This is a genomic window from Micromonospora sp. KC213 (assembly GCF_004348325.1).
GTDB lineage: Bacteria > Actinomycetota > Actinomycetes > Mycobacteriales > Micromonosporaceae > Micromonospora.
Window position 1 is genome coordinate 19,148 of the sequence record NZ_SMKF01000060.1, and the last position, 11,134, is coordinate 30,281.

Here is an 11,134-nt window from a genome sequence, read left to right on the forward strand (position 1 = left end):
CTTAGCGTCGCGGGTGATCGCGACGAGTCTTGCGGAGGAGAAGACCGGTGACCTACATCATCGCCGAGCCGTGCGTCGATGTGCTCGACAAGGCATGCATCGAGGAGTGCCCGGTCGACTGCATTTACGAGGGCAATCGGATGCTCTACATCCACCCCGACGAGTGCGTCGACTGCGGTGCCTGTGAGCCGGTCTGCCCGGTCGAGGCCATCTTCTACGAGGACGACGTCCCGGAGCAGTGGAAGGACTACACCGGGGCCAACTACGAGTTCTTCGAGGACCTGGGCTCGCCGGGTGGCGCGTCGAAGATCGGCAAGGTGGAGAAGGACGCCTCCTTCGTCGCCGCCCAGCCGCCGCGCGGAGAGGGCCACTGAACCGCCCCGCGCCGGTTTCGGCACGGCTGCCCGAGTTCACCTGGGACACGCTGGACGCCGCTGCCACCCTGGCCGCGGCGCACCCGGACGGCCTGATCAACCTCTCGATGGGCACGCCGGTCGACCCGGTGCCGCCGGTGATCCGGCAGGCGCTGGCGGACGCGTCCGACGCCCCGGGGTATCCGCTGACCGCGGGTACCCCGGCACTGCGCGACGCCATCGCCGCCTGGGTGGCCCGGGTCTGCGGCGCCGGCCTCGACGGGTTGGGCGTCCTGCCGACGATCGGTTCCAAGGAACTGGTCGCCTGGCTGCCCACCCTGCTCGGGATCGGCCCCGGTGACGTGGTGGTGGTGCCGTCGATCGCGTATCCCACCTACGAGGACGGGGCCCGGCTCGCCGGTGCCACCACCGTCCGCGCCGACTCGCTCACCGCCGTCGGCCCGACCTCGCGGGTACGCCTGGTCTGGGTCAACTCGCCGGGCAACCCCACCGGCCGGGTGCTGCCCGCCGCGCACCTGCGCAAGGTGGTCGACTGGGCCAGGGAGCGCGGCGCGGTGGTGGCCAGCGACGAGTGCTACCTGCCACTGGGCTGGACCCCCGACGCCGAGCCGGTGTCGGTGCTCTCGCCCGAGGTGTGCGGCGGGTCGTACGACTCGGTGCTGGCGGTGCACTCGCTGTCCAAGCGTTCCAACCTGGCGGGCTACCGCGCCGGGTTCGTCGCGGGTGACCCGGCGCTGGTCGCCGAGCTGCTCAGGGTCCGCAAGCACGCCGGCATGATCGTCCCGGCGCCGGTGCAGGCCGCCATGGTGGCCGCGCTGGCCGACCAGGCGCACGCCGACGAGCAGCGGGAACGCTACCGGGCGCGGCGGGAGACGCTGTTCGCCGCGTTCACCCGGGCGGGCTTCACGGTCGAACACTCCGAGGCCGGGCTCTACCTGTGGATGACCCGCGGGGAGAACTGCTGGGACACCGTCGACTGGCTGGCTCGCCGGGGCATCCTGGTCGCCGCCGGCGTCTTCTACGGCCCGACCGGCGCCCGACACGTCCGGGCGGCGCTCACCGAGTCCGACGCACACGTCGCGGCGGTCGCCGCCCGGCTCGCCCAACCCTGACCGTCCCGCCGACGAGGCCCGCGAGTTCGCTCATCCCGTCGGTGGCGTGGCGGGACGAGGCCATGGCCGCTCCTGTGGGCTGACCGGCGTACCGGTCAGGTCGGGGCGATATCCTCGGCCGGACCTGGTTCGGGGCCGTCGGCCCCGCGCCGGAGCGGGACGGCGAGGTGTGCGGATGGTGGGCAGGGCCGGGGCGCGGATGCGGGCGGCGGTGGTCGGTACCGGCCTGATCGGCGGGTCCGTGCTGCTCCGGCTGCACGCCGCCGGTCTCGATGTGGCCGGCTGGGATCCGGACGAGGCGACCCGCCGGCAGGCGCGGCAGGCCGGCGTACGGACCCCGGACGGGATGGTCGAGGCGGTGGCCGACCGGGACGTGGTCTTCCTGTGCGGGCCACTGCCGACCCTGCCCGGCACGCTGCTGGAGGTGGCGGCGGCCACCCCGGCCGGCTGCCTGCTGACCGATGTCGGGAGCACCAAGGCGGAGCTGGCCGCGTTCGCCGCCGAGCGGGGGCTGACCCACCGGTTCGTCCCCGGTCATCCGATGGCCGGCACCGACCGGGCCGGTCTCACCGCGGCGCTGCCGGAACTCTTCGACGACGCCGCCTGGGTGCTCTGCCCGGCGCCCGGGCCGGGCCTGGCCGCGTTCCGCCGGCTCGCCGCGCTGCTGATGGAGGTCTTCGCCGCCCGGGTGGTGCCGCTCGCGGCCGACCGGCACGACACCGTCGTCGCGCTCGTCTCGCACGTGCCGCACCTGCTCGCCGGGGCGCTGGCCGGTGCGGCCGAACGCTCGCCGCTGCGGGACGCGGTGCTGTCGCTGGCCGCCGGCAGCTTCCGCGACGGCAGCCGGGTGGCCGGCACCCCACCGGAGCGTACGGCGAACATGCTGCTCGGCAATCGGGCCGAGGTGCTGGCCGCGCTGGCGTCGGTGACCGCCTTCCTCGACGAGTTGGCCGGCGCGCTGCGCGACGGCGACCGGGCCACGTTGACCGCGCGGTACGCCGAGGGTCGCTCCGCCCGGGCCGCGCTGGCCGCCCGGCCGACGGCCGAGGTGCGCCGCCGTTTCCCGCTCGCCGGCTCCGCCGGGGAACTGCGTTTCCTGCATGAGCTGGGCGCGGCCGGTGGGCACCTGCACGGCTGCCGGACCGTCGGCGACGAGGTGGAATACCTGGGCCGCCGGTTGGTCGTGGAGACACGCGACCGGCCCGTCCCGCCGTTAGGGTGAGGGCGTGACGGACGGACCGGTCGAGGCGTCGGTACTGGCGCTCGACGACCTGGTGGCCCGAGCGCGTGCCCTGGCCGACGCCGGGCCCCGGCAGCTGCTCGGTATCGCCGGGACGCCCGGTGCCGGGAAGTCGACCCTGGCCGAGCGGATCGTGGCGGCGGTCGGTCCGGCGGCCCGGCTGGTCCCGATGGACGGCTTCCACCTGGCGCAGTCGGCGCTGGCGCGGTTGGGTCGGGCCGACCGCAAGGGCGCTGTGGACACGTTCGACGCCAACGGGTACGTCTCGCTGCTGCGTCGGTTGCACCGCAAGGAGCCGACCTCGGTCTGGGCGCCGGCGTTCCGGCGGGACATCGAGGAGCCGGTCGCCGGCGCGATCGAGGTGCCACCCTCGGTTCGCCTGGTGGTCACCGAAGGTAACTATCTGTTGTTCACCGACCCGCCGTGGGACGAGGTCCGGTCGTTGCTGCACGAGGTGTGGTTTCTCGACCTGGACGCGCGGCTGCGGCAGCGCCGGCTGGTCGCCCGGCACGAGGCGTACGGGCGGTCGCCGGCCGAGGCGGCGGCCTGGGTGCACGGCAGCGACGAGGCGAACGCCGCGCTGGTCGCCCGCACCGCCGACCGGGCCGATCTGGTGGTACGCCTCGCCGACGCCCTGCCCGGGTGACGGGTCGTCCCCGGCGCGGTCGTCGGGGTTGACGACCCGGCCCGGTCTCCACTGTGTCCGAAGAATGTCATTTCCCGGCCTTCATTTTACATACTGAGTATGTAATTCTGAGCCTCGTCAATGCGACTTCCCGCAGTGATGACGCACGACGAGGAGGATCCGTTGCACCTGAGAAGAAGGAAAACGGCCGCACTCGGCCTCGCGGTCGGTCTGGCGGTGACCACGCCCGCCGCCGCGTCGGCCGCCGCTCCGGCCGGCTCCCCGGCCGCCCGACCCGCCGTGCCATCGGCGACCGCGATCGGGAAACACACCGTCACCCTGCTGACCGGCGACCGGGTCACCGTCACCGCCGGCGGCAAAACCTCCGTCCAGCCGGGCCCCGGCCGGGAGAAGATGCCGTTCCTGGTACGCCGCGAGCGCGGACACCTCTCGGTGGTGCCGCAGGACGCGGTCGCGCTGATCCGGGCCAACCGGGTCGACCCGCGACTGTTCGACGTCACCGGCCTGATCGACGCCGGCTACGACGACGCACGCCGCGACGACCTGCCGCTGCTGGTGTCGTACGGCTCCGGCGCGGCGCGACGCGGCGTGGCCGCGCTGCCCGGCGCCCGGGTGACGCGGGACCTGCCGCCCATCGGTGGCGCGGCGGTCAGCGCCGGCAAGTCCTCCACCGCGGCTGTCTGGTCCACCGTCACCACGGGGCCGTCCGGGGCCCGGCTCGGCGCGGCGGGGGGCGTCGAGCGGATCTGGCTCGACGGCCGTCGCCAGCCCACTCTCGACCACACCGTTCCGCAGATCGGCGCGCCCGCCGCCTGGTCCGCCGGCCTCACCGGCAAGGGCGTGACCGTGGCGGTGCTCGACACCGGCATCGACGCCACCCACCCCGACCTGGCCGGCAAGATCGCCGAGGCGCGCAACTTCAGCGAGGTCGACGACAGCCGGGACACGGTCGGGCACGGCACCCACGTCGCGGGGACCATCGCCGGCAGCGGCGCGGCCTCCGGCGGCCGGTACAAGGGCGTCGCGCCCGACGCCAGCCTGCTGGACGGCAAGGTCTGCGAGGACGCCGGCTGCTCCGAATCCGCGATCCTGGCCGGGATGCAGTGGGCGGCCGTCGAGAAGCGGGCCGCCGTGATCAACATGAGCCTCGGCGGCATGGACACCCCCGAGATCGACCCGCTGGAAGAGGCGGTCGGGACGCTCACCGAGCAGACCGGCACCCTCTTCGTCATCGCCGCCGGCAACGACGGCGCTGATGGCGCGGTCGGCTCCCCGGCCAGCGCCGATGCCGCGCTCGCCGTGGGCGCGGTGGACCGCGCCGACGACCTCGCCGACTTCAGCAGCCGAGGGCCCCGCGTCGGTGACGACGCGCTGAAGCCCGAGATCACCGCGCCCGGCGTGGACGTGGTGGCCGCCCGGTCGGCGCACGGCCAGATCGGCGACCCGGTGGGGGAGCGCTACGTCACCCTCTCCGGCACCTCGATGGCCACCCCGCACGTGGCCGGTTCGGCGGCGCTGCTCGCCCAGCGGCACCCCGACTGGAAGGCCGGTCAGCTCAAGTCGACCCTGATGGCCGCGGCCAAGCCACACCCGGCGCAGACGGCGTACCAGCAGGGCGCCGGACGGGTGGACGTGGCCCGGGCGATCACCCAGCAGGTGACCAGCGACCCGGCCAGCGTGTCCTTCGGTCGTACGCTCTGGCCGCACCACGACGACGCGCCGGTGACCCGTACGGTGAGCTGGCGCAACACCGGCCCGGCCCCGGTCACCCTCGACCTGACCGTCCAGGCCAGCGGCCCCGACGGGAAGGCCGCCCCGAGCGGCATGTTCACCCTCGGCGTGCAGCGGATCACCGTGCCGGCCGGCGGGCACGCCGAGACCACCGTCACCGTGAACACCCGGCTCGGCGACGCCGACGGCTACTGGACCGGTCGGGTCCTCGCCCGCAGCGGGACGACCGTCGCGGTCACCCCGATGGCCGTGCACCGCGAGGTGGAGAGCTACACCGTCACCATCAAGCACCTCGGCCGTGACGGCGCGCACGACGGGGCCGGCAGCAGCCAGCTCTACGGGCTGACCAGCTTCAGCGTGTACGAAATCGACGGGCCCGACGGCGTCGGGCAGGTGCGGGTGCCCAAGGGGAAGTACGGGCTCGGCAGCTTCTTCCTCGAGCCCAACCCCGACGGTGAGACTGGCAAGCTCAGCCTGCTGGCCCAGCCCGAACTGCTGGTCGACCGGGACCGGGAGATCGTCGTCGACGTCCGCCGGACCGCGCCGGTGAAGATCGCGCTGCCACAGGCCGATGCGCAACCGGCGTTGGCCACGGCCACCGCCGACTTCCGGGCCGACGACGGCTCCAGCTACGGGTTCGGTCTGCTCGCCAACTCCTTCGAGGACGTGGCCACCGGGCAGCTCGGCGGCACCGTGTCGGCGGACCGGTTCGTCTCCAGCATCGACGGCCAGTGGGCCGAGCTGGGCGGCAAGCACAGCCCGTACCTGTACGCGGTGAGCGAGGCGTTCCCCGGCCGGGTGCCCACCGGGTTCGTCCGCAAGTACCGCAAGGCCGACCTGGCCACCGTCAAGCACACCTTCCGCGACGTCTATCCCGGGCTGCAGGCCGAGCGCGCGGTCTTCCCGGACAACGGCTACAACACGGGCGGCTGGGCCGTCGTGCTCCCCACCGACGTGCCGGGCGAGCGCGTCGAGCACTACAGCACCAACAGGATGCGGTGGACCTCCGAGTTGCGGTTCGGCCGCCCCAGCCCGGAAGGGTGGCTGGACACCGAGGCGATCCTGGAGTCCCCGCCCACCGCGTACAAGGCGCGGCGGACGGTCGGCGAGACCTGGGGCGCCGCCCCGCTCGGGCCCTCCGCGCTGCCCACCCGGTGGGTCTTCCCGAACGTCGGCCGGCTGGGTGACCTGATCTTCGCCGGGGTGCCGATGTTCAGCGACGCCGCCGGCCACCCCGGCCACTCGGTCACCGACAGGGGCCGCACCGCGCTGTGGCGCAACGGGAAGTTGGTCGGCGAGACCGACGGCGCCGGGTACGGCGAGTTCGAGGTGCCCGCCGCGGCGGCCGACTACAAGCTGACCGTCTCGGCGACCCGCAGCCTGAGTGACCTGGGCACCGAGGTGGAGTCCACCTGGACCTTCCGGTCCAAGCACGCCACCGGCCAGAATCCGCTGGCGCTGCCGGTGTCGGCGATCGGCTTCCGGCCGCGGCTGGCGGCCGACAACAGCGCCCCGGCGGGCCGGTCGCTGACCATCCCGGTCGACGTGCGACGGCAGGACGGCGCGGGTACGGCCCGGGTGAAGAGCCTGACCGTCGACGCCTCGTTCGACGGGGGGAAGACCTGGGTCAAGGCCGGCGTGATGCAGGTCCCCCGGCACGGCTGGGCGGCAGTGGTCAAGCACCCGGCCGCCGCCGGACACGTGTCCCTGCGGGCCACCGCCCAGGACACCGACGGCAACACCGTGACCACCCGGATCATCCAGGCGTACCGCCTGAAGTGAGCCGGTCCCGACCGGGCCCGCGGGCCCGGTCGGGCGGTCGTGACCGGGGTCGGGGCGGGTGCCCCGGCCCCGGTCAGTCGTTGGCGTGCAGGGCGGCGTTCAGCTCGATGCCCCGGCCGGTACGCGGCCTCGCCTCCAACGCCCCGGTGACCGAGTTGCGCCAGAAGAGCAGCCCGTCGACGCCGGAGAGTTCGCGGGCCTTGACCACCCGCCCGTCCGGCAACGTGATCTTCGAGCCGGCGGTGACGTAACAGCCGGCCTCGACCACACAGTCGTCGCCGAGGGAGATGCCGATGCCGGCGTTCGCGCCGACCAGACTCCGTTCGCCGATGCGCACCTTCTCGGTGCCGCCCCCGCTGAGGGTGCCCATGATCGAAGCGCCCGCCCCGATGTCCGAGCCGTCGCCGACCACCACACCCTGCACGATCCGGCCCTCCACCATCGAGGTGCCCAGGGTGCCGGCGTTGAAGTTGCAGAAGCCCTCGTGCATCACGGTGGTCCCGGCGGCCAGGTGCGCGCCGAGCCGGACCCGGTCCGCGTCGGCGATCCGCACCCCCGAGGGGACCACGTAGTCGGTCATCCGAGGGAACTTGTCCACCCCGTACACCGCCAGATGGCGGCCGGCGGCCCGCTCGATCACCCGCAGCTCGTCCACGCGCTCGGGCGGGCACGGCCCGGCCGAGGTCCAGGCCACGTTGGCCAGCTTGCCGAAGATGCCGTCCAGGTTCAGCTCGTTGGGCCGCACCATGCGGTGGGAGAGCAGGTGCAGGCGCAGGTACGCGTCGGCGGCGTCCTTGATCGGGTCGTCCAGGGAACCGATCACGGTGACCACCTGGACCGTACGCAGGCCGGGCAGCGCGCGTTCGCCAATCGCGCCGGGCGGCAGGTCGAGCACGTCGGCCTGGTCCTCCCCGGGGACCAGCGGCAACTCGCCGAGTCCCAGCTTGCCGGTCGGGTACCAGGTGTCGAGGACCTGGTCCTCACCGGTGACGGTGGCCAGGCCGATACCCCAGGCGGATTCCGACGTCACGTGCTCTCCCTCTCGCTCGTCGACGGCGCGGGCCGGTACGCCGCGCGGGCCTCCGCGCCGGAGCGTCCCACGCCAGCCGCGCCGGAACGCTTGCTTCTCGCGCCCGCCGACCCTGAAGGTACCGTGCGAGACATGCAGAACCCGCTGACCCCCGAGGTACTGGCCGATCCGGTGGCGCTGACCCGCGCCCTGGTCGACATCGAGTCCGTCTCCCGCAACGAGAAGGCGATCGCCGACTGCGTGGAGGAGGTGCTGCGGGGAGTGCCACACCTGGCGACCTTCCGGCACGGCAACACGGTGATGGCCCGCACCGAGTTGGGGCGGGACACCCGCGTGGTGCTCGCCGGGCATCTCGACACCGTCCCGTTGAACGGCAACTTCCCGTCGACCATGCGCGGCGACCTGATGTACGGCTGTGGCACCTCGGACATGAAGTCGGGGGTGGCGTTCGCGCTGCACCTGGCTGTCACCCTGCCGGACCCACGCTACGACGTGACGTACTTCTTCTACGAGGCCGAGGAGATCGAGTCCAGGTACAACGGGCTCACCCTCGTGGCCGAGGAGCACCCGGAGTGGTTGCAGGCGGACTTCGCGGTGTTGCTGGAGCCGACGTACGGCATCGTGGAGGCCGGCTGCCAGGGCACCATGCGGGCGGTCGTCACCACGTACGGCGAGCGGGCCCACGCCGCCCGGTCCTGGCGCGGGGTGAACGCCATCCACGGCGCGGGTGAGGTGCTGCGGCGACTCGCCGGATACCAGGCCCGCCGGGTGACCATCGACGGCTGCGACTACCGCGAGGGGCTGAACGCGGTCCGGATCACCGGCGGCGTCGCCGGCAACGTCATTCCGGACCGGTGCGAGATCGAGGTCAACTACCGGTACGCCCCGGACCGTGACCCGGTGGCGGCCGAGGCGCACCTGCGCGAGGTCTTCGCCGGCTTCGACCTGGCGGTGACGGACGCGGCTCCCGGAGCGGCCCCGGGCCTGGGCGCGCCCGCCGCGCAGGAGTTCCTCGCCGCGGTGGGTGCGGCGCCGATCGGCAAGCTGGGCTGGACGGACGTGGCCCGGTTCGCGGCGATGGGGATTCCGGCGTTGAACTTCGGGCCCGGCGACCCCAACCTGGCCCACCACCGGGACGAGCATGTCGAGATCACCAAGATCCGCGACGGTGCCGCCACCCTCCACCGCTGGCTCGCCCCGGCCTGATCGTCGCGGCGGACAAGCCCGCCCGGGCTACCCGTCCTGGCCCGGCCGCCCTCCCTGCCCGGATCGGTTTGCTCCGGCCGCCACGGCCGGGCCGAACCTGCCCCACGGACGGCGCGAGGCCCCGGCGGTCAGCGACCGCGGGGCCCCGTGGTGGTCGGTGGCCGGCCGGACGAGGCCGGTCAGGCGCTGGTCAACAGTGAGGTGTCGGTGGTGTCGGCGGATTCGGAGGCAGGCTCCGGCGCGGACTCCAGGGCGCGTGCACGGCGGCGCTCGGCCACCACGTCGCGGATGCGCCGCTGCATCTGTCGGCGGATCCGCATCCGCTCGTTGTTGCTGATCACGCTGGCTCCTCCCCGAGAGCGCGGTCGGGGCATACCCGGTATGTGAATAGTAAGACGTACGAGCGAGCGAAATAGTTGCCCAAGATCACGAGTTTTTTCCTGCCTGTCACCTGGCCCACCCCGCAGGTGCGACTCCACTACGGTGGCTGGCATGAGCCAGAGCAACGGGAGACGACCGGGCCGCGACCCGGAGCGGCACCGCGGTGCTGTCACACTGCGTCGCGGGGCCATTCCGGACAGCACCGCCGATCAGCGGCTGCTGGACTCGCGCAGCCGCGGCGACTGGAAGACCAAGGACTCCTGGCGCGCGCTGCGGATCCTCTCCGAGTTCGTCGAGGGCTTCGACACCCTGGCCGACCTCCCGCCCGCGGTCAGCGTCTTCGGCTCGGCGCGCAGCCGGCCGGAGAGCCCGGAGTGCCGGATGGCCGAGGAGCTGGGGGCGGCCCTGGCCCGAGCCGGGTACGCGGTGATCACCGGCGGTGGGCCGGGCGTGATGGAGGCGGCCAACCGGGGTGCCCGTGAGGCCGGCGGGCTCTCCGTCGGACTGGGTATCGAACTCCCCTTCGAACAGGGCCTCAACGAGTGGGTCGACCTGGCCATCGACTTCCGGTACTTCTTCGCCCGCAAGACCATGTTCGTCAAGTACGCCCAGGCATTCGTGGTGCTGCCCGGCGGCTTCGGGACGATGGACGAGCTGTTCGAGGCGCTCACCCTGGTGCAAACCGGCAAGGTGACCCGGTTCCCGGTGGTGCTGATGGGCACGACGTACTGGCGTGGACTGCTCGACTGGCTGCGCGACACCATGGCCGCCGAGGGCAAGATCGGTGCTGTCGACCTGGAACTGATCCGCCTCACCGACGACGTCAGCGCCGCCGTCCGACACATCGTCGAGGCCGAGGCGGCCCTCTCCGCCGAGCAGGAGGCGGTCCGCGCGGAATCCGTCGCTCTGACCGCCGCCGAACAGCGGGCCGCCCGGCGGGCGGCGCAGGACATGCCGCGCGAGGTGGCGCAGGACGGGGCGGCGCAGGACGGGTCGCGCGGGCCGGCGCAGGGCGCGCCGGGTCGGGCCGCCGGCAACCGGGGGGACTGAGCGGGTGGCCGCCATCTGCGTTTTCTGCGCGTCCTCCCGTACCCTCGATCAGCGGTGGCTGGACCTGGCGGCCGAGACCGGCGCGGAGCTCGCCCGGCGCGGGCACACGGTGGTCAGCGGCGGCGGTTGCGTCGGGATGATGGGAGCCCTGGCCGACGGTGCCCGGGCGGCCGGCGGGCGCACCCTGGGGATCATCCCGCAGTCCCTGGTCGACCTGGAGGTCGCCGACCTGGCCTCCGACGAGCTGCTGGTGACGGCGAGCATGGCGGACCGCAAGACGCTCATGATCGAGAAGTCGGACGCGTTTCTCACCCTGCCGGGCGGGCTCGGCACCCTGGACGAGCTCTTCGAGGTCTGGACCACCGCCACGCTGGCCCTGCACGCGAAACCGATGGTGCTGGTCGACACCGACGGTTTCTACCGGCCCCTGCTCGACTGGCTCGGCACCCTGACCGACCAGACCTTCCTCAAACCGGCCGGCTTCGACCTGCTCACGGTGGCCGCCACCGTCCCCGAGGCGCTGGACGCCCTGCAACCCCACCTCCCCTAGCCCCCACGCTGGGGGACGGGCCGGGGTTAGTG

9 protein-coding genes and 1 pseudogene are annotated in these 11,134 nt (G+C 73.3%); 8 read left to right on the top strand and 2 right to left on the bottom strand.

Translation table 11 applies throughout. The annotated features are described in order from the left end of the window. The first annotated feature begins 47 nt into the window (after positions 1-47). The 5 genes from fdxA to E1166_RS14705 all read left to right on the top strand — a co-directional run bounded on the left by fdxA (position 48) and on the right by E1166_RS14705 (position 6,885). Positions 48-374, top strand: a complete 327-nt coding sequence (gene fdxA, locus E1166_RS31520) for a ferredoxin (protein WP_089005361.1) — start codon at positions 48-50, stop codon at positions 372-374. Next, positions 371-1,486 carry a succinyldiaminopimelate transaminase gene (gene dapC, locus E1166_RS14690; protein ID WP_279433222.1) on the top strand — a complete coding sequence of 372 codons (1,116 nt, stop codon included), beginning with the start codon at positions 371-373 and terminating at the stop codon, positions 1,484-1,486. The genes fdxA and dapC overlap by 4 nt, the downstream gene beginning before the upstream one ends. Positions 1,487-1,661: 175 nt before the next feature. Next, entirely contained in the window at positions 1,662-2,708 is a 1,047-nt protein-coding gene (locus E1166_RS14695; RefSeq protein ID WP_132339303.1) for a prephenate dehydrogenase/arogenate dehydrogenase family protein, read from the top strand. Positions 2,709-2,712: 4 nt separating this feature from the next. Continuing rightward, positions 2,713-3,372: a nucleoside/nucleotide kinase family protein gene (locus E1166_RS14700; RefSeq protein ID WP_132339305.1), complete on the top strand. Its 660-nt coding sequence runs from the start codon at positions 2,713-2,715 to the stop codon at positions 3,370-3,372. Positions 3,373-3,492: 120 nt separating this feature from the next. Then, positions 3,493-6,885 (top strand): S8 family serine peptidase, encoded by a 3,393-nt coding sequence (locus E1166_RS14705; protein WP_243710347.1) that lies wholly within the window; start codon positions 3,493-3,495, stop codon positions 6,883-6,885. A 73-nt stretch (positions 6,886-6,958) separates the two neighbouring features. Here the strand turns inward: E1166_RS14705 and dapD are convergent, their stop codons facing one another. Then, positions 6,959-7,915, bottom strand: coding sequence for a 2,3,4,5-tetrahydropyridine-2,6-dicarboxylate N-succinyltransferase (gene dapD, locus E1166_RS14710; protein ID WP_132339307.1), 957 nt, complete (start codon positions 7,913-7,915; stop codon positions 6,959-6,961). Positions 7,916-8,047: 132 nt separating this feature from the next. Here dapD and dapE point away from each other — a divergent pair, with 132 nt between their 5' ends. Beyond that, entirely contained in the window at positions 8,048-9,121 is a 1,074-nt protein-coding gene (gene dapE, locus E1166_RS14715) for a succinyl-diaminopimelate desuccinylase (protein ID WP_132265707.1), read from the top strand. Between the two features lie 179 nt (positions 9,122-9,300). On the opposite strand, the gene E1166_RS30935 is transcribed toward dapE, so the two are convergent. Continuing rightward, complete coding sequence (locus E1166_RS30935) at positions 9,301-9,462, bottom strand: hypothetical protein (RefSeq protein ID WP_165942624.1); 162 nt, start codon at positions 9,460-9,462, stop codon at positions 9,301-9,303. A gap of 151 nt (positions 9,463-9,613) precedes the next feature. Between E1166_RS30935 and E1166_RS14720 the strand changes: the two are divergent. Both E1166_RS14720 and E1166_RS14725 read left to right on the top strand, forming a co-directional pair. Next, a pseudogene (locus tag E1166_RS14720) lies at positions 9,614-10,432 on the top strand (TIGR00730 family Rossman fold protein); the annotation flags it as partial. A 124-nt stretch (positions 10,433-10,556) separates the two neighbouring features. Beyond that, positions 10,557-11,102 carry a TIGR00730 family Rossman fold protein gene (locus tag E1166_RS14725; RefSeq protein ID WP_132339309.1) on the top strand — a complete coding sequence of 182 codons (546 nt, stop codon included), beginning with the start codon at positions 10,557-10,559 and terminating at the stop codon, positions 11,100-11,102. The last annotated feature ends 32 nt before the right edge of the window (positions 11,103-11,134 follow it).

Bases quoted from the DNA above. Each gene is read 5' to 3' on its own strand.
- E1166_RS14695 (WP_132339303.1), top strand. From the start codon at position 1,662: ATGGTGGGCAGGGCCGGGGCGCGGATGCGGGCGGCGGTGGTCGGTACC.
- E1166_RS14705 (WP_243710347.1), top strand. From the start codon at position 3,493: ATGCGACTTCCCGCAGTGATGACGCACGACGAGGAGGATCCGTTGCAC.
- dapE (WP_132265707.1), top strand. From the start codon at position 8,048: ATGCAGAACCCGCTGACCCCCGAGGTACTGGCCGATCCGGTGGCGCTG.